Source organism: Maribacter sp. C-4077, from assembly GCF_055378385.1.
The window spans coordinates 4,008,257-4,032,620 of sequence record NZ_AP038807.1 but is presented as its reverse complement, the minus strand read 5'-3'; the positions used below and the strand labels follow the sequence as shown (position 1 = coordinate 4,032,620).

Annotated in this window: 23 protein-coding genes; 15 read left to right on the top strand and 8 right to left on the bottom strand. The window is 42.7% G+C overall.

Going from position 1 to position 24,364, the window contains the following annotated elements:
* Positions 1-101: 101 nt before the first annotated feature.
* Together ACZ41C_RS17520 and ACZ41C_RS17515 are read left to right on the top strand one after the other, a co-directional pair.
* Entirely contained in the window at positions 102-2,303 is a 2,202-nt protein-coding gene (locus ACZ41C_RS17520) for a hypothetical protein (protein ID WP_464563318.1), read from the top strand.
* Between the two features lie 24 nt (positions 2,304-2,327).
* On the top strand, positions 2,328-3,566 hold the full coding sequence (locus ACZ41C_RS17515; RefSeq protein WP_464563316.1) for a glycosyltransferase: 1,239 nt from the start codon (positions 2,328-2,330) through the stop codon (positions 3,564-3,566).
* Positions 3,567-3,568: 2 nt separating this feature from the next.
* On the opposite strand, the gene ACZ41C_RS17510 is transcribed toward ACZ41C_RS17515, so the two are convergent.
* Both ACZ41C_RS17510 and ACZ41C_RS17505 read right to left on the bottom strand, forming a co-directional pair.
* Positions 3,569-4,711 (bottom strand): amidohydrolase, encoded by a 1,143-nt coding sequence (locus tag ACZ41C_RS17510; protein WP_464563314.1) that lies wholly within the window; start codon positions 4,709-4,711, stop codon positions 3,569-3,571.
* Between the two features lie 44 nt (positions 4,712-4,755).
* Entirely contained in the window at positions 4,756-5,484 is a 729-nt protein-coding gene (locus ACZ41C_RS17505) for a phosphatase PAP2 family protein (protein ID WP_464563312.1), read from the bottom strand.
* 147 nt (positions 5,485-5,631) lie between these two features.
* Between ACZ41C_RS17505 and ACZ41C_RS17500 the strand changes: the two genes are divergently transcribed.
* Complete coding sequence (locus tag ACZ41C_RS17500) at positions 5,632-6,474, top strand: 1,4-dihydroxy-2-naphthoyl-CoA synthase (protein WP_138258851.1); 843 nt, start codon at positions 5,632-5,634, stop codon at positions 6,472-6,474.
* A gap of 617 nt (positions 6,475-7,091) precedes the next feature.
* On the opposite strand, the gene ACZ41C_RS17495 is transcribed toward ACZ41C_RS17500, so the two are convergent.
* A complete protein-coding gene (locus ACZ41C_RS17495; protein ID WP_464563310.1) occupies positions 7,092-8,426 on the bottom strand; it encodes a serine hydrolase domain-containing protein in 1,335 nt (444 codons plus the stop codon).
* A gap of 79 nt (positions 8,427-8,505) precedes the next feature.
* Between ACZ41C_RS17495 and ACZ41C_RS17490 the strand changes: the two genes are divergently transcribed.
* From ACZ41C_RS17490 to ACZ41C_RS17480, 3 genes are all read left to right on the top strand, one after another.
* The gene (locus ACZ41C_RS17490) at positions 8,506-8,955 is read left to right on the top strand and encodes a 3D domain-containing protein (protein WP_240042751.1); all 450 of its coding nucleotides are present in this window, start codon (positions 8,506-8,508) and stop codon (positions 8,953-8,955) included.
* Positions 8,952-9,605 (top strand): peptidoglycan recognition protein family protein, encoded by a 654-nt coding sequence (locus ACZ41C_RS17485; protein ID WP_464563308.1) that lies wholly within the window; start codon positions 8,952-8,954, stop codon positions 9,603-9,605. The genes ACZ41C_RS17490 and ACZ41C_RS17485 overlap by 4 nt, the downstream gene beginning before the upstream one ends.
* Before the next feature lie 90 nt (positions 9,606-9,695).
* Positions 9,696-11,165: a M14 family metallopeptidase gene (locus tag ACZ41C_RS17480; RefSeq protein WP_464563306.1), complete on the top strand. Its 1,470-nt coding sequence runs from the start codon at positions 9,696-9,698 to the stop codon at positions 11,163-11,165.
* A 343-nt stretch (positions 11,166-11,508) separates the two neighbouring features.
* Here the strand turns inward: ACZ41C_RS17480 and ACZ41C_RS17475 are convergent, their stop codons facing one another.
* Positions 11,509-12,345: an OmpA/MotB family protein gene (locus ACZ41C_RS17475; RefSeq protein ID WP_154919127.1), complete on the bottom strand. Its 837-nt coding sequence runs from the start codon at positions 12,343-12,345 to the stop codon at positions 11,509-11,511.
* A 203-nt stretch (positions 12,346-12,548) separates the two neighbouring features.
* A complete protein-coding gene (locus tag ACZ41C_RS17470) occupies positions 12,549-13,640 on the bottom strand; it encodes a vWA domain-containing protein (protein ID WP_138258845.1) in 1,092 nt (363 codons plus the stop codon).
* A 172-nt stretch (positions 13,641-13,812) separates the two neighbouring features.
* Here ACZ41C_RS17470 and ACZ41C_RS17465 point away from each other — a divergent pair, with 172 nt between their 5' ends.
* From ACZ41C_RS17465 to ACZ41C_RS17455, 3 genes are read left to right on the top strand one after another with little or no spacing between them, the layout of a single operon-like run.
* A complete protein-coding gene (locus tag ACZ41C_RS17465; protein WP_464563304.1) occupies positions 13,813-14,820 on the top strand; it encodes an XdhC family protein in 1,008 nt (335 codons plus the stop codon).
* Positions 14,817-15,434 (top strand): nucleotidyltransferase family protein, encoded by a 618-nt coding sequence (locus ACZ41C_RS17460; protein ID WP_464563302.1) that lies wholly within the window; start codon positions 14,817-14,819, stop codon positions 15,432-15,434. The genes ACZ41C_RS17465 and ACZ41C_RS17460 overlap by 4 nt, the downstream gene beginning before the upstream one ends.
* 10 nt (positions 15,435-15,444) lie before the next feature.
* The gene (locus ACZ41C_RS17455) at positions 15,445-16,536 is read left to right on the top strand and encodes an amidohydrolase family protein (RefSeq protein ID WP_464563300.1); all 1,092 of its coding nucleotides are present in this window, start codon (positions 15,445-15,447) and stop codon (positions 16,534-16,536) included.
* A gap of 4 nt (positions 16,537-16,540) precedes the next feature.
* On the opposite strand, the gene ACZ41C_RS17450 is transcribed toward ACZ41C_RS17455, so the two are convergent.
* Positions 16,541-16,678 carry a hypothetical protein gene (locus ACZ41C_RS17450; RefSeq protein WP_162850216.1) on the bottom strand — a complete coding sequence of 46 codons (138 nt, stop codon included), beginning with the start codon at positions 16,676-16,678 and terminating at the stop codon, positions 16,541-16,543.
* A 144-nt stretch (positions 16,679-16,822) separates the two neighbouring features.
* Here ACZ41C_RS17450 and ACZ41C_RS17445 point away from each other — a divergent pair, with 144 nt between their 5' ends.
* Complete coding sequence (locus ACZ41C_RS17445; RefSeq protein ID WP_138258841.1) at positions 16,823-17,311, top strand: RNA polymerase sigma factor; 489 nt, start codon at positions 16,823-16,825, stop codon at positions 17,309-17,311.
* 4 nt (positions 17,312-17,315) lie between these two features.
* On the top strand, positions 17,316-17,918 hold the full coding sequence (locus tag ACZ41C_RS17440; RefSeq protein WP_464563298.1) for a hypothetical protein: 603 nt from the start codon (positions 17,316-17,318) through the stop codon (positions 17,916-17,918).
* On the opposite strand, the gene ACZ41C_RS17435 is transcribed toward ACZ41C_RS17440, so the two are convergent.
* On the bottom strand, positions 17,919-18,548 hold the full coding sequence (locus ACZ41C_RS17435) for a GntR family transcriptional regulator (protein WP_464563296.1): 630 nt from the start codon (positions 18,546-18,548) through the stop codon (positions 17,919-17,921).
* 193 nt (positions 18,549-18,741) lie between these two features.
* On the opposite strand from ACZ41C_RS17435, the gene ACZ41C_RS17430 reads away from it, so the two are divergent.
* The 3 genes from ACZ41C_RS17430 to ACZ41C_RS17420 all read left to right on the top strand — a co-directional run bounded on the left by ACZ41C_RS17430 (position 18,742) and on the right by ACZ41C_RS17420 (position 22,106).
* A complete protein-coding gene (locus ACZ41C_RS17430; RefSeq protein ID WP_464563294.1) occupies positions 18,742-19,533 on the top strand; it encodes a hypothetical protein in 792 nt (263 codons plus the stop codon).
* A gap of 1,156 nt (positions 19,534-20,689) precedes the next feature.
* Positions 20,690-21,148: a cold-shock protein gene (locus ACZ41C_RS17425; protein ID WP_464563292.1), complete on the top strand. Its 459-nt coding sequence runs from the start codon at positions 20,690-20,692 to the stop codon at positions 21,146-21,148.
* Between the two features lie 25 nt (positions 21,149-21,173).
* Positions 21,174-22,106, top strand: coding sequence for an EamA family transporter (locus ACZ41C_RS17420; RefSeq protein ID WP_464563290.1), 933 nt, complete (start codon positions 21,174-21,176; stop codon positions 22,104-22,106).
* Here ACZ41C_RS17420 and ACZ41C_RS17415 read toward each other — a convergent pair.
* Entirely contained in the window at positions 22,077-22,679 is a 603-nt protein-coding gene (locus tag ACZ41C_RS17415) for a pseudouridine synthase (protein WP_138259664.1), read from the bottom strand. The two genes, ACZ41C_RS17420 and ACZ41C_RS17415, sit on opposite strands and share 30 nt — an antisense overlap.
* A gap of 115 nt (positions 22,680-22,794) precedes the next feature.
* Here ACZ41C_RS17415 and ACZ41C_RS17410 point away from each other — a divergent pair, with 115 nt between their 5' ends.
* Entirely contained in the window at positions 22,795-24,348 is a 1,554-nt protein-coding gene (locus ACZ41C_RS17410) for a DEAD/DEAH box helicase (RefSeq protein ID WP_138259663.1), read from the top strand.
* Positions 24,349-24,364: the final 16 nt, after the last annotated feature.

Genomic DNA, 24,364 nt, shown 5'->3' with positions numbered 1-24,364 from the left:
CCAAGGGGTATTTTGAAGTATTCCGAAAAATCGACCGAAACCTGTCTTATTTGACCGGAGTTGGTTAATTTAAGGGTGTCAACCATCTTCAACCAATTCCAATGAAAAACCGACAACTCTTGCTCACTTTTATCCCCACCATCATTCTCACGGGGATTTATGGCTATCATTTTTTAACAGGTCTTCCACCAATTTTGATGATGCTTTTTGCCATTTTAAGTGGAATCTTGGTACAGATACTCTTTTACTTACTGTTCAAATTGATCCAGTTTGTTTTCAAAGGAATTGATGCCATCTATATTTTGGCCGTTTTGAGCGGAGTTTCCACCTTGGTTGCCCTAAAAATCTTCGGGTTTGGTTGGCCAGATGTCCTGTATTATGCCTTGGTAGGTTCCGCATTGCTCGTAATCGTTTGTCTGTGGTGGTTTTTACGGACGAAATCCTTGTTTTCTTTTCTGATGCTGTCCTTTGTTTGCATAGGTTTGGGTTATGGGATTTATTTACTGGCGAATCCTGGGTCTGAACCCTATCAAAATGATTTCCCAAAATTTAGCGTGGGCGATGGAGAACGTAGCTTGGAGGAGATCGGTGTTGAAAATCCGTCAGAACCTGGCAGTTTTGAGGTCGATGCCTTTACCTATGGCAGTGGTTCGGACAAAAAACGAACCGAATATGGACAAGAAGTTCGGTTTAAGACACCAACCGTAGACGCATCGTTGCTGTTGCCGGAATGGAAGGGGAAAAAGAAAAAATGGAGGGAAAAATTTTGGGGCTTTGGCGTCACCGAGTTTCCGTTGAACGGGAGGGTTTACATGCCACAGGGCGATGGGCCTTTTCCGCTTGCCCTCATCGTTCATGGCAATCATAGCATGATCGATTATTCGGACGATGGCTATGGCTATTTAGGTAACCTGTTGGCCAGTAGGGGCATCATAACGGTGTCCGTTGATGAGAACTTTGTCAATGGACATTGGTCCGGGGATTTTAGGGGCAAGGAAATGCCTGTTAGGGCTTGGCTATTGCTGAAACATTTGGAGCAATGGCAGGCTTGGAACGGAGATTCGGCGCACGAACTTTCAGGCAAGGTGGATATGGAAAATATCATGCTTATGGGCCATTCCAGGGGCGGGGAGGCCGTAACGATTGCCGGTGGTTATAACCGACTTCCTTTTTTCCCCGATAATGCCCAAGTACCGTTCGATTTCAATTTCAACATCAAAGGTATTGTGTCCATTGCGCCAACCGATTACAGATATGATCGGAAAATCGTTCTAAAAGACGTGAACTATCTGAGTTTGCAAGGTTCCTATGATTCGGATGAAGTCAGCTTTTGGGGCTTGCGGCCGTACCGAAGGTTGCAGTTTACAGATTCCGTACCCCGTTTTAAAGCGGGTGTTTATGTCCATCATGCCAATCACGGCCAGTTCAATTCCACCTGGGGAAAATCGGATTTTGGTGCGCCCATGAAATGGTTGTTGAACCTAGAACCGCTACTTTCAGGTGAAGAACAGCAGCAAGTGGCCCAGGTCTTCATCAGTGCTTTTGGGGAATCGGTTCTTAAAAATAACGATGCGTATATCCCCATTTTAAAAAATGTGGGGTACGCCAAGGATTGGTTGCCGGACGAATTTCTAATGACCCATTTTGAAGCATCGGATTTTGTGAAGCTCTTGGATTTTGAGGAAGACATCGATATAACGACCGTATCGGACAGCATTTCGATAAGGGGATATCACCTGAATCTTTGGAAGGAGCAAGGCCTAACGACGCGCGACAACGGGCGGCAGGACAACAATGCAGTGGTGTTGGGGTGGCATATTTCGGACAGTATATCTACCGACACAAAACCGAACTATGAAATAACGTCGGAAAAACTATTTTGGAAGGATTCCGTAGAAAGTATTCAACTATCCATTGGCAGCGGCGACCCTAAATGGTTGAAATCGGACTCCAAAGAAACCGATGTGGAAGGGGATAAGGACACGGACCAAAAAATGGACTATGATTTCAGTCTTGTCTTGACAGATACCTTGGGACAATCGGCCACCGTTAAAATAAGCGACATCAAAAACATCATGCCACCGCTCAAGACAAAGTTTACCAAATTTGAGTTTCTGGATAAGGACATGATCGGGGACGCTTGGGAAGTGCAATTGCAGACCTTCCACATTCCGATTTCCAAGTTTGAAAAAAATGCATCGGATTTCGACCCCAAGGCTATAAAACACATTCGGTTTGTTTTTGACCAAAGTCCCAAAGGAGTGGTGGTTGTGGACGATATTGGGTACAATCCTTTGAAATAAATATTTCCTGAATATTGCATGGAGATGAAATCCAAAAAATTATTGGTCATTGGACTTACCTGGCCGGAACCTACCGCTACGGCGGCAGGTGTTCGGATGATGCAATTACTCGAAATATTTAAAAAGTATGATTTTGAGACCACATTTGTATCCACTGCTTCAAGAACGGAACATTCCCAAGATTTGGAAGCAATGGGAATTGCGACCAATCTCATAAAACTGAACGATGCCTCCTTTGATGCCTTGATAAAAGAACTCCAGCCCGATATTGTTCTGTTCGACCGATTTCTTACGGAGGAACAATTCGGCTGGCGGGTGGCAGAACAATGTCCTAATGCCCTGCGAATATTGGATTCAGAGGATTTACATTCCTTGCGGCATTCACGGGAAAACTGTTTTAAAAAGGGCATGCCCTTTACCGAAGCGCATTGGTTGCAAGACGATAGGACCAAACGGGAGCTGGCCAGTATGTTGCGGAGCGACCTTACCCTTATCATTTCCAGCTATGAGATGGAACTCCTGCAACAGACTGTCAGAATTGATGCTTCGCTCTTATGTCACCTGCCGTTTATGTACGATGCCATTTCACAACAAAATGATTGGCCGGAATTTGAGGCACGCAGGGATTTTCTGTTTATCGGCGGGGGATTGCATGCGCCCAATGTGGATGCCATAAAACACTTGGAACAGGATATCTGGCCTAAAATATACGGGCGTTTATCGGATGCCAAATGCTATGTGTATGGGGCATATCTGCCCGATGCCGTCACGAAGCTGCACAATCCCAAAAAAGGGTTTTATGTGCGGGGACGTGCCCGTAGCGTATCCGAGGTCATGAAAATGGCGCGCGTTTGTCTGGCCCCGTTGCGATTTGGAGCCGGTATAAAAGGCAAATTGGTGGAGGCCCTATTGAACGGGACGCCCAGCGTAACCACGAAAATAGGTGCCGAAGGAATGCATGGTGCGCTGGATTGGAACGGTTTTATTTCCGAGACCCAAGACGATTTTATAGATAAGGCTATTGATTTGTATACGGATAAAACCGTGTGGCAAAAGGCACAGGACAACGGTATACAAATCATCAATACACTTTACCAAAAACAACCCTTGGAAACATCCTTGATGAATAGGATTATGGAAGTATCGGAATCACTTGCAACACATCGCGAACATAATATCATGGGCAGAATCTTGGAGCATCATACGGTGCAGAGCACCAAGTATTTATCCAAATGGATTGAGGAGAAGAATAAAAACAAATAAGCCTACTCCTTTAGAATTTCCTTGATTACCGACTTGAACATTTCAATTCCCTTGGATATTAGGGCATCGGGAAAATCATAGTCGGCATGATGTAAAGCAGGGACATTTTCCCCGGCACCGACCCCGAACATCGTAGCCCTATAATTTTTTGAGAACCACCCAAAATCCTCTCCAAATGAGAATGGCACCGATTTTTCTATGACATTAAAACCGTTTTTATGAGCTACTTCGGTTACCAAAGCAACGCCTTGTGCGTCATTCAAGCTTGCGGGAAAATGCTCGAACCAGTCCAAAGAATACATAATGGAGTTGGATTTACTAATATGGTAACAAATGTTTTCTATTTCTTTCCGTAAGGTTTCCATAGTTTCTGGGCGCCACGTCCTAACGGTATAATGAAGTTCCCCAAGTGCAGGCGATATCCCATAGGATTTTTCGCCCATGTGCATGTAAATGGGCGTTAGGATTTTATAATTGGGATTCTCAGGATCATTAATGTTCAGCGCATCAAACCTCTGAATCACTTCTGCCAGGCAATGAGCGGGATTAATACCTTTAGAAGGTTCCGAGGCATGGGATTCTTTCCCTTTAAGGTGTAAGGCGAAACTTAGGACCTCAGCCGAAAATCCCTTTTTGGGAACAAGTACTGAATGTAAGGGATATCCGGGAATATTGTGCAAGGCAAAAATATATTCAATATTTAAAGCTTGGAACCTTGTATCCGCCAAAATCTGGGCAGCGCCTTGTCCTGTCTCTTCGGCAGGTTGGAAGAGCAACACAATTGTTCCCTTTTTAAAGTGTGGTTCCGCTACCCATAGGGCCAATCCGGCTACAATGGCCATGTGGCCGTCGTGTCCGCATTTATGGGAAATCCCTTGATTTTTAGAACGATGGGCGAATTCGTTTTTCTCCGGAATGGGCAGTGCGTCCAATTCGCACCGTATCGCAATAACGGGCCCATCTGATGAGATTTCGTAAACAACGGCAAGCCCGTTTCCGCCTAAACCCTCCAAAATTTGTGTGGGTCGGCTGTTTTGCGAAATAAACGCCTTGATTCTTTCTGCGGTTTGCGATTCATTTCCGGATACTTCGGGAAATTGATGTAGTTCCTTTCTAAGAGATTTGAGCTTGTCCAACATGTTCATTTATATTCCTATGGTGTGTCACTTTGAATTGGGAAGCATCGGGTTTAAACTTCGGGGTCACTTCTAAAAATCTGTATCACATCAAAAATAAGGATACAAAATACGACCCATATAAATCCCGCGATAAAACCTCCTGCCACATCCGAGGGATAATGGACCCCAAGATAGATCCTACTAATACCAATACTCAAAATCAGCAAGGCAACCAACACCATCAAGGAATATTTAAAAATCCTATTGATTCTTAATTTGGATATCAGGTAGATTAAAAATCCAAAAAAGGCCATCGCCCCCATGGCATGGCCGCTTGGGTAGCTCAAGGTCTTAACCGTGACCAGATGTTCTATACCCGGTCTTGCTCGGTCCACGAAGCGTTTAAGGGCCATATTGGAAAGGGTTGCCAGTACCAGTACCACCACGGACTGTAGCACATACTTCCAACTTTTAATGATACGCCAGGAAAGTAGCACGAAAAGGATCAAAACGATCAGGTAGCCCGTGACATCCCCAATATCCGTTACGAACTTAAAAAAGGTGGTCAAAGAGGGATTCCTAAAGGAAATGATATAGTCAGTTACTGCGGTGTCATATCTTGCAAGGGTATCGGTTTTTAGGGTATCCGTAAGTTCTATGAACAGGTTGATTCCTCCTACCACAATTACAAGGGAGACGATAACCGTAATGATATAGGGCAGACGGGAATCCTTTGCATGAAATAGCTCGGATAGCAGGGTACGTATGGATTTTATGATTCGATAGACCGCTTTCTTCATTGACATTGTTCTATTATACCTCTAATGTAAGCCTATTCTTAGAGTTGGACGGACAAAATATGGATAGATAATAACTCATTTCATTTCCGCTTGGCAGACTTCCCAAGGAACAACTATCTTTATATCGCAAATTAAAACCGATTTGAAATGACTGTAGCCGAATGGAAAACCGCCTTGGAATTTGAGGATATTACCTATAAAAAGAGTAACGGGGTCGCCCGAATTGCCTTCAACCGACCCAATGTTCGGAATGCCTTTAGACCCCATACCACCAGTGAATTGATAAAGGCCTTTTACGATGCCCAGGAAGACACTTCCATTGGCGTAGTATTGCTTTCTGCGGAAGGTCCTTCCACCAAGGATGGCATCTGGTCCTTTTGCAGCGGTGGTGACCAAAAGGCCCGGGGAGAAAAGGGCTATGTGGGTGCCGATGGCCAGCACCGTCTTAACATTCTGGAAGTGCAGCGTATGATCCGTTTTATGCCGAAAGTGGTGATTGCCGTGGTTCCCGGTTGGGCCGTTGGAGGCGGTCACAGCCTCCATGTGGTCTGTGATATGACCTTGGCCAGTAAGGAACACGCCATCTTTAAACAGACCGATGCCGACGTTACCAGTTTTGACGCAGGATACGGGTCCGCCTATTTGGCCAAGATGGTGGGTCAGAAGAAGGCCCGTGAGATTTTCTTTTTGGGCAGGAATTATTCCGCACAGGAAGCTTTTGAAATGGGCATGGTCAATGCCGTGGTTACCCATGCCGAATTGGAGGATACGGCCTATGAATGGGCCCAGGAGATTTTACAGAAATCCCCCACCTCCATTAAAATGCTCAAATTCGCCATGAACCTCACGGATGACGGCATGGTAGGGCAACAGGTATTTGCCGGCGAAGCTACCCGTTTGGCCTATATGACCGAAGAAGCCAAGGAAGGCAGGAACGCCTTTTTGGAAAAAAGAAAGCCCAACTTTGGCAAGAACAATTGGTTGCCTTGATTCTTATTAAGTTATATGCGAAACACTTATCAATCAGGCCATTGAGAACTGTTGAATAAATTGGTTTTCTTTGAACTTATTGTCAATTCGAAAGCTGAAAGAAATCCCAAAAAGAATAGGGTAAGGTAGGATTCCTCTTCGCACCATGATAACGGTGCTCTGTTAGTATTACGTTTTATGCGCTGTTTTCCTTAAATGAATGCCTCTGGGCTTAAACTAGGCCAAATTGCTAAAAACTAAAAAGAGCCCGATCAATTCGACCGGACTCTTTTACGAGAACACTATATGAAAATGAAAAAAATTAATTCGTTTTTGTAACACTCTAAAAGTAGCTAGGAAGGCGGGCTTGGGGAAACTATTGTTGTCTCCCAAGGCAGAAATGTGGTCAACCAATGGAATCTTGTAGTCTGGTTGAAAAATCGTACAATAATTTTAACTCAAATTATGCATTAGGACTTCGTCATGAGGGTTTAAAATACAATAAACACAGTTGTTTTCTTGATTTTGGCATAGCATCGCTATGGTTAAATTAAAAAACGGCTTAAACAGCGTGTGTTTGAAGTAGTTTGAAGCCGTAATAGATTTTCTATTGCATATTTTGGGTTTTTGAAAACGGCCTATTTAATGGTTTTTAGAATATCGCCGATCAGGGTATTGAACTGTTCGTCCGACTGCTCCTCCAATCCTGTTCGAACAATGACCATGTCCTTTGATGGAATTATAAACACGCGTTGCCCCTGAAAACCATTGGCAGAATACAGGTCCCGTGGCAAATCGGGATATTTCCCTTCCGCATTCAACCAAAAATGGGCGCCGTAGGTACCGTTGGAATGTTCCGTGGGTTTGGTGATGTAGTCCACCCAACTATCTGCAAAGATTCGGTCACCGTTCCAATCGCCCCGGTGAAGGTATAGCAGTCCGAATTTGGCCCAATCCCTTGTGGTGGCCCACCCATAGGAGGAGCCAACGAAGTTACCCTCCAAATCGGTCTCTATTAGCATGGAGTGCATGCCAATTCTATCGATTAGTTTCGCATAGGGAAAATTCAAGTATTCCTGATGCGTAGGAAATTGCTTCCTTAATATTCCCGAAAGCAGATTACTGGTGCCCGAAGAATAGTTCCAAACTTCGGTGGGTGGCGCAATTACGGCATTATCGGCCTGTGCTTGCGACATATCGGAATCGAGGAACAACATACTGGTGACATCGGAAATTTTAAAGTAATCCTCGTCCCAGGCCAATCCGCTTTGCATCCGCAATAAATGGTTCAGCGTTATTTCTGATTTTGGGCCATCGGTATTATAAAGCGATTCAAAAGGACGATATTCCAAGGAAATTCCATTTTCATATTCCAAAATGCCATATAATGTTCCCAGAATACTTTTGGTCATGGACCAGCCTAAAATTTTGGTGTCCTTGGTAAATTGGTCACCATATTTTTCCCCAATGATCTGGTCTTTGTAGACCACCAATAGGCTTCTGGTCTTTTGAACGGAATCCTGCAGGGCCCGGCTCAGTACATATTCCAAGGCATCATAATCCACATTGGCCATTACGGTATCCTTAACCCCTTGATTTCCATACGGAAAATGTAGGGTGTCCCTTTTTTGGTTTCGTTCCGGAACTATGGAAAAGTTGTGTTTTTGATGCTCGGTATTGGTCAGAACGGCTCCCAGCCCTTCTTTGTAGACCGATATCCGTTCCATGAGTCCGTATACGGAAGCCTTGGCAGATTTGATTTCCGAATCGGCTTCGGCCGTAGCCAGGTTTATCAGGGGCATATCGTGGTCTACTGTGTTCACGAAATAGGCGTCCCTTTTTGCAAGAAATACATTGGATGCCAAATTTTTGGAGGCATAACCGGAAATGAGGTTCAGTTTGGGATAATTGATGTAGCCAAATATCAGAAGTCCGACCAACAGAAGGGCAAAGGCCCATTTAATTTTTTTCATATTCCATCTATTGGCTTCTAAATTAGAGAAAAAGGTTTATATGGGTCGTATTGACAAAAAGAGATTATTAGTATATTCCATGTCTCATTTAAAAGTCATGCATCGAATTCTGGGGCTTTTTGTGCTTTTTGTTAGTATAGGATGTGACCAAAGGTCCAAGGAAGCGGATACGTATGATTGGGTTCCCCTAACCGTTACGGCCACGGCCTATAATTCCTTCCCAGGGCAGACGTCCTTTGAGCATCCAGAAGTAACTGCCTGGGGCGACTCCATCAAACCTGGGGTCAAGTGGATCGCTGTCTCCAGAGATCTTTTAAGACAGGGATTGCGACACAATACCTTGGTAAAAATCGATACATTTGAGGGAATCTATATCGTAAAGGACAAGATGCACCCCAGATGGCGCAATAGAATCGACATTTATATGGGTGAGGACAAAAAGAAGGCCAAGGAGTGGGGGCGGAGAAAGGTCCAGATACAGTATGCCGTTCTTAAGAAAAAAGACACCGTAAACGAAATTCAAAAATGAAGGTTATAAAAATACTGGCCTTAGTTGTCTGCCTGACATCCTGTTCGGTGACCCGTACCATCGTGGACAAGCCCATTACCTTTGATGACGAGCGAAGGATATTGACCTTGGAATATATGCAGGACAGATACGGATTGGTAAAGGAATCCCCGAATATCATACCTAAAATGATCGTGCTGCATTGGACCGTGATTCCAACGTTTGAAAAATCCTTCAACGCTTTTGATTCGCCAACCTTGCCCAATTCCAGGCCCGATATTAACGCTGCCGGGACCCTGAACGTTTCCTCCCAGTTTATGGTGGACCGCGATGGTACCATTTATAGACTAATGCCTGAAACGACCATGGCCAGGCATGTTATAGGCTTGAACCATTGTGCCATAGGTGTGGAGAATGTGGGCGGGGACACCGGACAACCCTTGACCAAGGCCCAGCTAAAATCCAATATTTGGCTCGTTCGCTATTTGGCGGAAAAATATGATATCGAATATCTGATCGGACATTATGAATACTCAAAATTTGAGAACCATCCCTTATGGTTGGAGCAGGACGAAGGCTATAGGACCCAGAAGACCGACCCGGGAACCGATTTTATGCAAAACGTTAGGAACGCCGTAAAGGACCTGAACTTTAAACCTATCCCTGAATGAAACCCTCATCAATGGATTTTATAAGGAAAGTTTAGTACGTCTACAAAAGGAAATATTTAAAAACCAAGCTATTAACCAAATTTCAAACGAATGAAAAGATTTCATTGTGTTATTATTGCTTTCTTAATCCTGACAATTTTTACCAGCCAGGCACAGGATATAACCGAACAATTGTATGAGACGTATGAAAAATATAAGGAACCCACGCTTGGGAAAAGAAGAATAAAGCACGCCGATATACAGCCCTTGTTGGAGAAATTCAGAAGGAATCCGAAGTTCACGGTGAATAACGTTGGCACCTCCATAGGTGGAAAATCGCTTTCCTTGGTCAGTATCGGTAGCGGTGAAACCGATGTTTTTTTGTGGTCCCAGATGCATGGGGACGAGCCCACCGCCACCCAGGCAATTTTTGATATCCTTAATTTCTTGGATAGTCCCGATTTTCAGGAAGAAAAGGAAGCGATGCTTTCCAACCTGACCATTCACTTTTTGCCCATGCTCAATCCGGATGGGGCGGAACTCTTTCAACGTCGTAACCTGTTGGGAATCGATATCAATAGGGACGCCCTTCGTTTGCAATCGCCCGAGGGACAAACCTTGAAAAAGGTGCGGGATAGTCTGGAGGCCGATTTTGGCTTTAATCTACACGATCAAAGTACGTACTACAATGCGGAGCGCACGGAAAAGCCGGCCACCATATCCTATTTGGCCCCCGCTTTTAATTACGAAAAGGATATCAATGAAGTGCGCGGGAATGCCATGAAAATCATTGTTTTCATGAACAATATCCTTCAAAAATATGCACCGGGACAAGTAGGACGTTATAACGATGCCTTTGAACCTAGGGCCTTTGGCGATAACATCCAAAAATGGGGTACCATTACCATTTTGATTGAATCGGGTGGGTATCCTGAAGACCCTGAAAAGCAGGAAATCCGTAAACTGAACTATGTCTCCATTTTGTCGGCCATCTATACAATTGCCAAAGAAAATTTTAAGGAAATCGATATCTCGGAATATGAAAAAATACCTGAAAACGACCGGATGTTGTTTGACCTAAAGATTGTAGGTGCGACCTATAATCTAATGGGTGATTCCTATATTTTGGACTTGGGCATCAATCAGGTGGAGGTGGATTATGAGGACCATGATAATTTTTGGTACAGCAGTAGGATTTGGGATCAAGGCGATTTATCCACCTATTACGGTTATGAGACTTTGGATGCCGCAGGTCATGAAATTGTTCCGGCAAAGGTATATGGTCAAACGGTTTCCACTATGGCCGAAGCAAAAAAGTTGGATGCCAAAAAATTGTTATCCGAAGGCTATGGCTACCTTAAAGTATCCGATATTCCGCTAAAACAATTGAATTCGCCCATACCCTTGCACTTGGTGAGCATTAATTTTAAGGCGCTGGATTTACGACTCCAGCCTGGTATCAATCCCACTTTTTTCCTTAGAAAGGATGGAAAGTATACGTTTGCGGTCATCAATGGTTTTCTTATCGACTTAGCGTCCGAAAACATTACTATTCCCAATGCCATGATTTTTAGAAAATAATCTAGTAACCAAATTGTACATTTAAATAATGACCATGTTTTAAAAGAAGATATAACATGGTGAACAATATGGCTACAATTCCCGAGAATATGAGTAAAACCAGACTTTTAAGAGGGTTTGGCAAAATGCCCAAAGCACTTTTCCAATAAATTTCTTTGAGTACATCCATGACGTTTAATTTTTAAATTGAACATTCCAATAGCCTTTAGGATGTGTTTGTTTGGTATTCTTTGGGGTTATTATAATATATAAACAATTATCGGACCACCAAACCCTACCAGAGATTCCTGAAATAAAAAAGGGCGGCAATTGCCACCCTTAGTTTAAAATATTCAGTTTTTTCCTAGTCGATACTAGCTGTATCTGCATCCATCAAGGCGAAGAATTTGTCCAAATTTGGAAGGATTACGATTTTGGTCCTTCTGTTCTTGGCCATATTTTCCTTGCTGTCGTTTTCTACCAAGGGAAGGTAGCTACTTCTACCGGCAGCGATCAACTGTTTTGGATTTACATTGTATTCGTTCTGTAGTTCGCGAACAATGGAAGTCGCCCTTTTCACACTAAGATCCCAGTTATCCTCGAACAAGGGAGTATTGATGGTTCTGGAATCCGTATGACCCTCTACCATTACTTCCATACTGGGTTCGGAATTGATGACATCGGCCAATTTCTTAAGTACATTATCGGCTTTGTTGCTAACCCTATATCCAGCAGTGTTGAACAACAATTCATCAGAGATGTTTATCATTACCACGGTTTTGTCAATGCTTACGTCCACATCTTCCCCTTCGTCCGCGATGGATTGTTTCAGTTTATAGGAAACTGCCAAATTCATGGAATCCTGAAGTGTTTTGGCTTCGGCTAGTTTTGCTGGATCTACGTTTTCCAAGGTCTTTCTCATGTTTGCCTTGGTATTGTTGCTCATTACGGCAACATCATCCACGGTAGTGTACTGACTGTCGTTTATTTCCTTAAGTGAATTTATTTTGGAGTTGTACTCTTCCACTCGGGCCTCTATTTTGGCCATTTTAGTTTCCAACTCTTCTTTTTCTACCTGGGTCTTGGTCAATCTACTTTGCGTCTGTGCCAAGTTGTCCTCCAAGGCCACGTATTTCTTTTTCGAAACACAGGAAGATAAAAGTACAATGGATGCTACCCCGATTATTGATAATTTTTTCATTTCAAGTGTGTATTTAGTTAATAATCTTTCAATAACATGTACGGGAATTTTTTGGGAATGGATTTTTTGGTATGGCAATGTTTTGGAAATCGACCTCTTTTTAAAGGCTTTAAATTGTTGATATAAAAAGGTTTAGGCTGTTAAAATTTAGATATAAAAAAAGAGGCAATTTTTGCCTCTTTTTAAATCAATCGGTATATTATTTACTCGCAACCGCCGGTAAACCCTTTGGCGTTGAACTTGGTCTGTACCGCACCTTGTCTCGTACCCGTATTTACCTCGATGGCCAAATTATTTTCTCCACTGCCGTCCCGTTTTGGACTGCAATATTCGAAGAGGTAGAAGCTGTTCGCCCGCTCCGAAACCTTTTCTGAAATCTCGTTAAAGGTATCTTCCAAATCATCCTTGTTACTCGCAAATACGCTGGAAGTCTTCCCTATATCCATCAATACCTGTGTATCGATTTCGCTACCCAATCCAATACTGAAAAAAGAAATATTGGAATTGGCGTCGTTCACTTTTTTGAGTGCTGCCTCTTCGGTAAACCTGGAAGCCTGATCCGTACCATCGGTAAAGATGACCACGGAAGCGGCACCAATCTTGTCTCCACTGGTTGTTTTATTAATAATGTCCGTTGCGATATCGGTCGATTTTATGACCGCTCCGTACAGATCCGTTGATGGGTCGGTACTGATGTTATCGGTAATTCCATTGATGGATGTAATCAATTCGTCTTTGGAGGATGTAAGTTCGTTCAACAAATGCAGTTCATTTTCACCATCGAACCAATAAATCGCCATTTTAAAGGAGTCGGACTCTGCATCGGGCATCACGTTGTCCACAAAACTGGCACTGGCCATTTTCAGTTCCTGCAAGCTGCTTTCCAAGACACTGTTGCTCAAATCCAGCACCAAAAGGGCGTTGTTGGAGAATATCTGTGAATTTGGGGAAATACGTGCAAAAGATTCAGACGTGGAAATGGTATTGAAACAATCGTCGTTCCTTCCCTGCTCGTAAATGGTAAATTGCTCTGCCGTTAATCCGGGTACGGGATTTCCATTGGTATCGGAAACCCTAAAAAATATGGATACTTTTCCAGGTAAGGTCGTATACTGGTCCTGGATTGAGAGTACGAGTTCACCTTCTTCCAGCCCCAAACAATCGTCCACGGGCACTCCTTTTCCAAGGCCATCACCCAAATTAAGGTTTAGGTCTACATCGTCATCGGCATTACCACAGGAAACAAAAAGGGAAAGCGCAAATAAAAAACCAAAGGTTCTTAGGAACAAATTCATAGTCATACATTTTGAGTTCATCAAGCAGAACGCACTTTCCGCTCGGAAATTATGGGCCATTGAAAAAATTATGTTAAAGAGTGTTAAAGAAAGTACCCAGTCTTTAAAAAACAGGCGGGATTGGGTAATTTTCGCTAATTAGTAGGCAAAACTATAGCAACTGCCATTCAAAATGACGCACGAACTCAAAAAAATTTTTCAGGAGTATGGAAACTTACGGGCCAAAGGTCTCAAAACTGTGTTGGCCAGTGTGGTGGCCCTGGATGGCTCTTCGTATAGAAGGCCTGGGGTTCGTATGTTAATCTCTGAGGACGGTACCATGGTTGGGGCGGTTAGCGGGGGATGCGTTGAGAAGGAGGTGCTTTTTCAGGCTGCGAGCGTTTTTAAGACCGACACCCCGAAAATGATGACCTATGACGGTAGGTTTCGTTTGGGTTGCGAGGGAATATTATATATTCTAATTGAGCCATTTGAACCGACGGAAGCACTGCTCAAGGGCTTCCATAGGTCCATAAAAACTAGGACTCCGTTTAAAATCCTTTCCTATTACGTGAAGGAATACGGGGAACATGCCAATATTGGTTCCCTGTTTTTATTTGATGAAAAACCGATTCCCCTGGGTGCAGAACCCGATTCAAGTGAACGTTCAACTTACGAGCAGACCCTAAAACCGTGCTATAAACTGGCCATCGTAGGCGGGGAACACGATGCGGTAAAACTATCCAAAATCGCTCTGGAAATGGGATGGGAGGTTTCCGTAAGCGTAGTACCGGCTGAGGGAAAGACCATAGCCGATTTTCCGGGCATCGACGAGCTTTGGAACGTGGAACCACATGATTTGCCCGTAGAGAAAATCGATGATCAAACGGCCTTGGTGTTGATGACGCACAGTTACGTGAAGGATTTAAAATACCTACATGCGGTAAAAGCATGTAAGCCGATGTATTTTGGGCTTTTGGGACCTTCCAAAAGACGGGAAAAACTATTCAATGAGTACATCGATTTATATCCTGACGAGGACTATGCTTTTTTTGAGAGCATTCATGGACCGGCGGGAATCAATATTGGTGCCGAAGCTCCGGAGGAAATCGCCATTGCCATACTTTCGGAGATTTTGGCGGTCATTCGAAAGCAGGAACCCATCATGTTGAAAGACAAGAAAGAAGGCATCCATAATTGAAATCGGTCCAGAACATAGGCGTTGTTGTATTGGCCGCTGGAAAATCCGGTCGGATGCAGGATATCAAGCAATTATTGCCATGGAAAGGTACTTTTTTATTGCAATATGTGCTGAACCGCGTAATGGAACTGGAAGCCAAAAGAATTGTGGTCGTCTTGGGTGCCAATGCCCAAAAAATAAAATCTAGTTTAAAAACCGACCCCTCTACCTCGGATATCATTGAAAACGCCACATGGGAAAAAGGTTTGGGAAATAGTATAGCCGCCGGTGTTCGATATCTTAGGGAAACCTATTCTCCTTTGGATGGCGTGTTGATATGTCTTGCCGATCAGCCATTGGTCACCCCAGACTATCTAAACCGTATATTGCTTGAATTCTCAACCCAAAACGTTTCCATCGTAGCCAGTAACTATGGAAAAAAATTGGGCGTTCCGGCAATTTTTGGACCGGATTTGTATGATACGCTCCTAAGGCTGGACTCCGATTATGGGGCCCGGGACATACTGGATTCCTACACATCCGTCACCCTGGGCTTGGATGCCCAAGGGTTTTTGGCCGATATCGATACTCCGGAAGTCTATCAAAAAATTTACAACGAAAATCACGACCAATAAATCCTTTTTTATGAACAAACTGTATACCCTTATAGCCACTGCCGCTTTCATTGTTACCTTACCCCAAGCTATTCTTTCACAGGAAATGAGTTTTGAGGAATACAACCCTACCTCGACCCTAGTAGTTCCCGGCAAGGAGATAAATCGGGCAAAATTTCGATTTATAGATGTCCACAGCCATCAAAGGGACATGTCCGTCGAAAAATTGGGCAGCCTGTTAAAGGATATGGAATCCCTGAACGAGGGAGTTATGGTAAACCTGAGTGGTGGTTCGGGGAAAAGTCTCAAGGAGAAGGTCGATAATATCCAGAAAAGCTATCCCAATAGGTTCGTTGTCTTTGCCAATGTCGATTTTGAAGGAGCGGATGGTGCCGAATGGGGTCAAAGGGCCGCCGCACAATTAGAGGCGGATATCAAAAATGGGGCAAAGGGACTCAAGGTCTTTAAAAGTCTAGGACTTCGCAATACCGATGCATCCGGGAACAGATTGGCCATTGATGACCCCCGTTTGGACCCTATTTGGGCCAAATGTGCGGAAATGGGCGTACCCGTTTTGATCCATGCAGCTGACCCTAAGTCTTTTTGGGACGATATGGATAGCGATAACGAGCGATGGCTGGAACTAAAAACGCATCCCAGAAGAAAAAGATCCAATACCGATCCGGCACCTTGGGAGCAAATCATTCAGGAACAACACAACGTTTTCAAAAGACATCCCAAAACAAAATTTATCAATGCCCACATGGGCTGGCATGCGAACAATTTGGAAAAACTGGGCAAATTGCTGGATGAGATGCCCAATATGAACGTGGGAATATCAGCGGTGATTGCAGAATTGGGTCGGCAACCACAGAATGCCAGGAAGTTCTTTATAAAATATCAGGATAGGATACTTTTTGGCAAGGACAGTTGGAACCCGGATGAATTCCCCACGTATTTTAGGGTACTGGAAAGCAACGATGAATACTTTCCCTATTATAAGAAATACCACGCATTTTGGGCTATGTACGGTTTAAACTTACCGGACGAGGTGCTCAAAAAAGTATATTATGAAAATGCCCTGAATTTGATTCCAGGGTTGGATAGGTCTCTATTTGAATAAGGGTCTACAGGTCGGTTTCGATATCTTTTTGTGGAAGCTTTTCAACATCTTGAAAAACTCCACAGGAGATTTCCCTTTTTACCAAGGAGGCCGACTTCTTCCTTTTGGTCAGCGCCTCAATTTCTTTGTTCAAATATTGCATGATTGGATGTTTTTAAAAGGAAACGAATCCCTTTTTTATTTGTTGTATCCCAGCAAATTAAATCCAATCCAAAAAAGTTTTTTGCCCCGTTATGTGATTTTTTTGACACATTGCATACCTATAGGGAAATGAAGAAAAACATGCATGGGGAATAGCGATGCTTTTGCGGAGGTTATACGGGAACATCAGGGGTTACTTTACAAAGTTTCCGCTATCTACACAAATAATGAACAGGATCGGGAGGATTTGTTTCAGGAAATCGTCTATCAGCTTTGGAAGTATTTTGACAGTTTTAGGAACGAATCCAAGATTAGTACTTGGATGTATCGGGTGGCCATGAACACGGCCATTACGCATTTGAAGAAATCAAAACGCATCCCAAAATCGGAACCCATCAAGGAATCCCTGGTTAGTATGGCGGAGGGCACTGACGACCTTTTTCAGGAACGCGTGAGATTGTTACATCGGCAGATTGAAAAAATGAATTCCTTGGAAAAGGGTATCATGCTGCTGTTATTGGAGGGGAAATCCTATCAGGAAATAGGGGAAATAACGGGATTGAATACGTCCAATGTGGGAACCAGGATATCCCGAATTAAGGAAAAACTTAGAAAAAACATGGTAAAAACATAAACAGATGGAATTGGAAGAATTACAGGCGAATTGGATGGCCATGAGCCAGGAATTGGAAAAGCAAAAAAAATTAACGAACGAAATCATCTTAAAAATGACACGGAACAACTATCGGAACAAATTCAGCAAACTCAACAATTACGAGAACTTAGGGGCCATTATATGCTATATATTGGCAGGGTTTATACTTTTTAATTTCTGGAAACTGGATACCTTGTACTTAAAGCTTTCTGGAGTATTTACACTAGCTTTTTTAACGATTTTGCCCACCTTGGTGTTGCGTGCATTGCATCGGATAAAAAACCTTGATATCCTTACTAAATCGTACAGGGAAAACCTCATAACCTATACTAAGGAAAAAAAACGACTCCTAAAACTTCAGCAAATTGCCATTGCCGTGAGCTTTATTTCCCTACTGTTCTCGCCGGCCTTGGCCTTAAAGCTGCTCAGGGACAAGACTTTGATCCTTTCGGAAATGAAACCTGAACAGATAATAGCCATAGTATTTGTTATCATTCTAATGGTTTTTGTAAGCCGATGGGGCTATAGAAGCTATGAAAAGGTAACGAATTCTGCCGAAGCACTGTTGGAGGATTTGGAAGCATGATTATTCCGTCAATTTCTTTTGGATGTAATTGAGGATCAACATCCAGTTCATTTTTAATAGGAGGGAGGCGGTGGGCACGTTGTCATCGGCAATGGCAGAAATTATGGCCTCATGCTGATTGTCGGATTTATTGTAAAAGGAATCGTCCGAAGTAAAGGCGCGCTCGTAAAAGAATATTCGGGTTCGTAAATCTTGCAGGATTTTTAACGCCAGTTCGTTTTCATACCCTTTGGTTAGCAGGTGGTGAAATTCCAAATCGGCCTGAATCCGGCTAATGGCATCTTGGGCATTTTCGAATACATCCTGTTGCTTTCTAAGGGCGTCGATATGATTTTGGTCGAATTCCGAGTTTTCAATGGCCATCACCTCCAAGCTGGCGACCAGTCCGTAGAGGTCCTCGGCTTCCTTAACATCGAGTTCGGCAATGATAAACCCGCGATTGGGTACCGCCTTGATGATATGGGACTGCTGTAGTTGGGTCAATGCCTCCCGTATGGGAGTCACACTAACGCCCAATTGCCTGGAAAGGGCGGCCAGGTTGATGGTCTTACCAATGTGCAGCTTCCCTTGTTTCATTTCAAAAAGCAAGTAATCCCTTACCTGGTCCCTTAGGTTTATTTTCTGGATCATTTTTCAAATATAATATATCGTATATGATTTTAACTCTGTTTTTGGCGCTCTAGTATGTCGATTGGAGTCCGCAGCCGGAAATTATTCGTTGAAATGCACGGCTTGCGTGCTCTTAAACCATACTATTTGTGTTGGTTGCACGTTTTTATGGTTGTAATAGGTAACCCTTTAAACAAATCAAAAAAATAAACAGATGAAAATTTTGAAAAACACGTTAAAGAATTTAAGTCTTTTGGCCACTGTCCTGATGTTAGGGTATAGTTGTAGCGATGATGCCGAAAAGGACAATGATATTGTACTTTCACAAGCCGACTTGGAGGCGGTGCTGGAAACGGACGATATTGTAGGTGGTATCGATGTTGCCCTGTTCGAACTTTACAACAATAACGGAAGTACTGGAAAAACTATGTTCAATGAGTGCTACAGTGCCCAGTATACGGATACGGGATATGTGGCCACATTTAACAATTGTGTCCTCAATGGTACCGAAAATATTAACGGAACCCTAACCGTGACCTATGACACCGACGGGGAACAAGGGTCTTTTTCGGCCAGTTATGAAGATTTTTATGTAGGCGAAATCAAAATCAATGGAACCAGATCATATCAGTTAAGTGCCAATTCTGAAGGAAATAGTGTTTCATTTTCGGTAACTAGCAACCTTACGGTTGAAATGGCCGATGGCTCCTTAATTTCCGACGAAGGCGAAAGGTCTTTTACCCTTACTTTTGGTGATTCGCTTGAATCGACTACCTATAGCATTGCTGGAACTTGGACCGTTGTTTACAAAGGAAATACGTACAACGTCACGGTAAATGCTCCGTTGACAAGTAGTGTCAACTGTGGGTATGTAGCCGCCGGTGATATGACCGTTTCTAAAAATGGCCTTACCGTAAATGTAGATTTTGGCGATAGTACGTGTGATAACGTTGCCACCATTACCTACCCAAATGGAGTAGAAGAGGAGATTACCCTGCGTGACTAAAACATTTGCCCTTAAAATGGCAGACAAAAAAAGGATAAGATTAATGAGGTCTTATCCTTTTTCATTTTATGTGTATGCTAAACCAAAGCTATGACTTCCTTGGCAGCTACCCAACGGACTTTACCTTTGGTCAGCCCTTTCGCTTCGGTTATTGAATGTTTGATATAAGTTCTCATTTTGTTCATTTTTGTCCCGAAATGAATCGGGATCTGATTGATGATTAATTGATTGATTGATGAATTCCGGATTAATGGGTATGGTTTCTAACCTCGGCCCATTGCACGCGTTTACTGTTTCTAAAATTACTAAAGAAGGAATGTCTTCTAGCTTCCGTAGGTGATTGTCTGATAAAAGTTCTCATGTTGTTCGTTTTTTTATGTCCCGAAATGAATCGGGATCTGATTGATGATTAATTGATTGATTGATGAATTCCGGATTAATGGGTATGGTTTCTAACCTCGGCCCATTGCACGCGTTTACTGTTTCTAAAATTACTAAAGAAGGAATGTCTTCTGGCTTCCGTGGGTGATTGTCTGATAAAATTTCTCATGTTGTTCGTTTTTGTCCCGAAATGAATCGGGAGCTGATTGATGATTAATTGATTGATGAATTCCGGATTAATGGGTATGGTTTCTAACCTCGGCCCATTGCACGCGTTTACTGTTTCTAAAATTGCTAAAGAAGGAATGTCTTCTAGCTTCCGTGGGTAATTGTCTGATAAAAGTTCTCATGTTGTTCGTTTTTTTCCCGATATGTTTCGGGTTGATTAATTTATTTTCTAACTACTAATTGATAATTGCTGTTATATCTAGGAGACGAAGATGGATTATATTTGTTACAGTACTATGTAATAAAAGGTACTATTTAATAGAAATATTTTAATTAAAGTATTGAAAATCAATCAAATAAAATAAATGTTAAAAATATGCTAAACTAAATTCAGTGTTGTAATTGGACCTTTAAGAACTAAAACTTAATACCGATATTATTATAAAACATATGCTATCTTTGGGGTAGTTTAAAGAAAAGTTAGGAATCTTGCTCCGACCAATAATTGGAATCTTTCTCTTAACCCTAGAGATGAAATTTTGTAAAAGGCTACTCAAACTTCTGTTCTTTCTTTATTAAAAATTAAATAGAAACTTAAAAATCGCGAATGGCAAAATCACAGCAAACCTTCAATAAAACAGAAAAAGTAAAAAAGAGATTAAAAAAGAGAGAAGAGAAGCAGAAAAAGAAAGAGGCGCGCAAACAAGCTTCAAAAGAAAGCGGGTCTTCCGGAATCCCCATTGCTTATGTTGATTTCAACGGAAATTTGGTGGATACGCCGCCAGATCCAACAATGAAGGTAGAGATAGATGCAGAAGATATTGTGCTGGGAATACCAAAAAAGGAAGAAAGCGATACGGAGGAATTTGATCCAGTCAGAAATGGTAAGGTTTCTTTCTTTGACTCTTCAAAAGGTTTTGGATTTATTATTGATTCCGAAAATAATGAGAAGTACTTTGTGCATGTAAGTGGCCTCATTGATGAAATCTTTGAAAACGACAAGGTTTCCTTTGAACTTGAAAAGGGAATGAAGGGTATGAAGGCTGTTAGGGTCAAGAAAATCTAATTACCTTGAATATTTATATAACCCAATGACCTTACTTAAGCGTAATACGGTACTTATTTTACTTGCTTTTTTTGCCATTTACGTTATTTGGGGCAGTACGTATCTTTTAAATAAAATTGCGGTTACGGAACTGCCGGCATTCATGTTGGCAGGTATACGTTTCATTTCTGCGGGAAGTCTTATTTTTTTAATCGCCAAATTTTTAAAAATTCCTTTGGTAGTTACAAAGCGCCAGTTGGGTAACTCCATCATAGCCGGTTTTCTATTTTTGACCTTTGGCAACGGTGTAGTCGTGTGGGCATTGAAATTCGTGGATAGTGGTTTTGCCGCCCTTGAGATATCCGCCCAACCACTCGTGGTATTATTGCTGATGCGAATACTACAGAATAAAAGAATTCAACCCATGTCCTTTATAGGGGTAGGATTGGGCATGATAGGCATATATCTTTTGGTGAGCCAAAAACAGATCATTTCACAGGACGGTGCGCTTCTAGGAATGATACTTATATTTTTCTGTATGATCAGTTGGGCCTACGGCAGTCTTTTTGTGGGAAAGGCGGATCTGCCGCCCAACTACTTCGTAAATACCGGATACCAAATGGTAACCGGGGGAATACAACTGTTTTTGATCAGCGCACTTATTGGGGAGGAGTGGATTTCTCCTGTTGATTGGAGTGTGCCCGTACAATGGTCAATGCTTTTGTTGATCTTGCTGGGCAGTATTGTAGCTTTTACGGCTTTTAACTATCTGCTCAAAGTGGTGTCCCCAGAAAAAGTGGCAACTTCCACCTATGTTAATCCGATCATTGCCATGATTTTGGGTTGGTATTTTTTAAAGGAGGAGATTACCTTACAATCCGTCATTGCGGCCCTGATTTTGCTTACCGGGGTCTATTTTATCAATACGAAAAAACGAATCACCCTGTTTTCAAGGTTTACCTCTAAGAAGTTGGGCTGATAAATCAGCTATTGTTTCCACCGAACCTTCTTGCATGCCTTCCAATAAAATGGAACCTACCCGTACGCGAATGAGTCGCACTGTAGGATAACCCACTGCAGCCGTCATTTTTCGAATTTGCCGAAACTTTCCTTCGGTCAGAATTATTTTAATCCATGATGTAGGGCGGTGAAGTCCGATTCGTAATTTTGGATCGGCATCGGGCAGGGTAGGGGCTTCTACTAATTTTTCCACCCTACAAGGTTTGGTGGTATAGCTTTTTCCGAATATTCCGATAGTGACACCAGCCTCAAGCTTTTTAATGGAAAGGGAATCTATGCTACCGTCCAATTGTGCCCAGTATTCTTTTTCGATTGCGCCGCTATTGATGGTATCGGCTAATTTTCCATCGGTAGTAAGCAATAACAGCCCTTCGGATTTTTCGTCCAAACGACCAATTGGCATGGTACCTTCGGGAAAATCATAGAGTTCGGTCAGGAACCTCTTGTTCCGTATTTGTCTTGCTTCACCCGATGTCATCTGACTCAAAAAACCAACGGGTTTGTACATTTTAAAATGGGAATGGACATCCATCTGAAAAGGAATCGGTTTAGCATCAATTGGTCGGAAAGATACCCTTTTTATCGCATGGATTAGCATTCGGCCATAGAAGACCGTACCTTTGCAACCTTCAAAAGAAAAGGAGTACATGCAAGAGACCGTATACGAGTTACAGGAGAAAAAGACGGATAAAGAGCTGTATAGCTATCAGCAGGGAGCCATCCAACAAATTTTTGAAAAGTTTGACAACGAACGTGAGGATTACCATCTTTTGTACCAATTGCCTACAGGTGGTGGTAAAACGGTCATCTTTTCGGAAATCGTCCGTCAGTATTTAAAAAACCATTCCAAAAAGGTATTGGTCATGACCCACAGGGTGGAGCTTTGCAACCAGACCTCGGACATGCTTACTAGTTTTGGCGTGGTGAATAAAGTGGTCAATAGCAAGGCAAATTTGGACGATCAGGAAAAGTACAGCTGTTATGTGGCCATGGTGGAGACCTTGAACAACCGTTTGAACGATGATAAATTGGATATTTCCGATGTCGGTCTGGTCATCATCGACGAGGCCCATTACAACTCCTTCACCAAATTGTTCAAATTCTTTGAGAACTCCTTTATTTTGGGGGTTACGGCAACGCCGTTAAGTTCCAACAAGGAAACTCCCATGAACGGCAATTACGATGAGTTGATACCCGGGGAGTCCATTGAAAATCTAATAGAGAACGATTTTTTGGCCCGTGCCGAAACCTATCACTATGACATGGGGCTTACCTCCTTGGAGGTGGGGTCCAATGGGGATTATACCGTAAAATCCTCTGCCGACCTGTATACGAGTCCGGCCATGTTGAACAAATTGTTGGAAGCCTATACCAAACATTCCAAGGATAAAAAGACGCTGATATTCAATAATGGTATAGAAACTTCCATTCAGGTCTACTATACGTTCAGAAATGCCGGATTGCCCATCATGCACCTAGACAATACCGCGACGAAAAAGCAGCGAAAGCAGATTTTAAAGTGGTTCAAGGAAACCCCAAATGCCATATTGACTTCGGTAAGTATTCTGACCACCGGTTTTGATGAACCTACCATTGAGAGTATCATCCTGAACCGTGCCACAAAGTCCTTGACCTTGTACTACCAAATGATCGGTAGGGGTTCACGGGTACTGAACAACAAATCTAAATTCACGGTCATCGATTTGGGTAATAATTTATACCGATTTGGACCGTGGGGCGCCGATTTGGATTGGGAGGCTATTTTCAAGTCGCCCAATTATTACATGGACAGGATCCGTGATGATGAGGATATCGAGGCCGGTTTCAAGCACGACCTATCCGAGGACATAAAGGAGGAGTTCAAAAACTCCAATGAAACCTATTTCGATATCCGCGAAACCTATGAACAAGCTACATTGGCTGGCGAGTCCTCCAAGGTGGTTCTGGAGCGTTCCATAGAGCAGCATGCCTATATCTGTATAGAAAACAGCGAGGATGTCTATGATGCCCTGGCCTTAGCCAAATTGTTGAAGGAGGATATTGACAATCGTATCCATGTCTACGCCAAGTGTATCAGTAAAAGTACCCATAATTTCCTGAGTTGGTTGAAGGATGACTATCAAAAGAAATTGAATGCATATCTGCGGGAAAATTTTGATTCGGTCTACGAGAATATTAACGGGCATCCGCCGGAGGAGTAGTATTTAGGTTTATCTT

Coding starts and splice junctions, on each gene's coding strand:
- ACZ41C_RS17505 (WP_464563312.1), bottom strand. CDS start 5,484: ATGAAGAAAGCGGTCTATCGAATCATAAAATCCATACGTACCCTGCTA.
- ACZ41C_RS17480 (WP_464563306.1), top strand. CDS start 9,696: ATGAAAAGATTTCATTGTGTTATTATTGCTTTCTTAATCCTGACAATT.
- ACZ41C_RS17415 (WP_138259664.1), bottom strand. CDS start 22,679: ATGGATGTCCATTCCCATTTTAAAATGTACAAACCCGTTGGTTTTTTG.
- ACZ41C_RS17425 (WP_464563292.1), top strand. CDS start 20,690: ATGGCAAAATCACAGCAAACCTTCAATAAAACAGAAAAAGTAAAAAAG.
- ACZ41C_RS17510 (WP_464563314.1), bottom strand. CDS start 4,711: ATGAACATGTTGGACAAGCTCAAATCTCTTAGAAAGGAACTACATCAA.
- ACZ41C_RS17430 (WP_464563294.1), top strand. CDS start 18,742: ATGAAAATTTTGAAAAACACGTTAAAGAATTTAAGTCTTTTGGCCACT.
- ACZ41C_RS17500 (WP_138258851.1), top strand. CDS start 5,632: ATGACTGTAGCCGAATGGAAAACCGCCTTGGAATTTGAGGATATTACC.
- ACZ41C_RS17515 (WP_464563316.1), top strand. CDS start 2,328: ATGAAATCCAAAAAATTATTGGTCATTGGACTTACCTGGCCGGAACCT.
- ACZ41C_RS17495 (WP_464563310.1), bottom strand. CDS start 8,426: ATGAAAAAAATTAAATGGGCCTTTGCCCTTCTGTTGGTCGGACTTCTG.
- ACZ41C_RS17455 (WP_464563300.1), top strand. CDS start 15,445: ATGAACAAACTGTATACCCTTATAGCCACTGCCGCTTTCATTGTTACC.
- ACZ41C_RS17465 (WP_464563304.1), top strand. CDS start 13,813: ATGACGCACGAACTCAAAAAAATTTTTCAGGAGTATGGAAACTTACGG.
- ACZ41C_RS17445 (WP_138258841.1), top strand. CDS start 16,823: ATGGGGAATAGCGATGCTTTTGCGGAGGTTATACGGGAACATCAGGGG.
- ACZ41C_RS17440 (WP_464563298.1), top strand. CDS start 17,316: ATGGAATTGGAAGAATTACAGGCGAATTGGATGGCCATGAGCCAGGAA.
- ACZ41C_RS17435 (WP_464563296.1), bottom strand. CDS start 18,548: ATGATCCAGAAAATAAACCTAAGGGACCAGGTAAGGGATTACTTGCTT.
- ACZ41C_RS17490 (WP_240042751.1), top strand. CDS start 8,506: ATGTCTCATTTAAAAGTCATGCATCGAATTCTGGGGCTTTTTGTGCTT.
- ACZ41C_RS17410 (WP_138259663.1), top strand. CDS start 22,795: ATGCAAGAGACCGTATACGAGTTACAGGAGAAAAAGACGGATAAAGAG.
- ACZ41C_RS17475 (WP_154919127.1), bottom strand. CDS start 12,345: ATGAAAAAATTATCAATAATCGGGGTAGCATCCATTGTACTTTTATCT.
- ACZ41C_RS17470 (WP_138258845.1), bottom strand. CDS start 13,640: ATGAATTTGTTCCTAAGAACCTTTGGTTTTTTATTTGCGCTTTCCCTT.
- ACZ41C_RS17485 (WP_464563308.1), top strand. CDS start 8,952: ATGAAGGTTATAAAAATACTGGCCTTAGTTGTCTGCCTGACATCCTGT.
- ACZ41C_RS17520 (WP_464563318.1), top strand. CDS start 102: ATGAAAAACCGACAACTCTTGCTCACTTTTATCCCCACCATCATTCTC.
- ACZ41C_RS17450 (WP_162850216.1), bottom strand. CDS start 16,678: ATGCAATATTTGAACAAAGAAATTGAGGCGCTGACCAAAAGGAAGAAG.
- ACZ41C_RS17420 (WP_464563290.1), top strand. CDS start 21,174: ATGACCTTACTTAAGCGTAATACGGTACTTATTTTACTTGCTTTTTTT.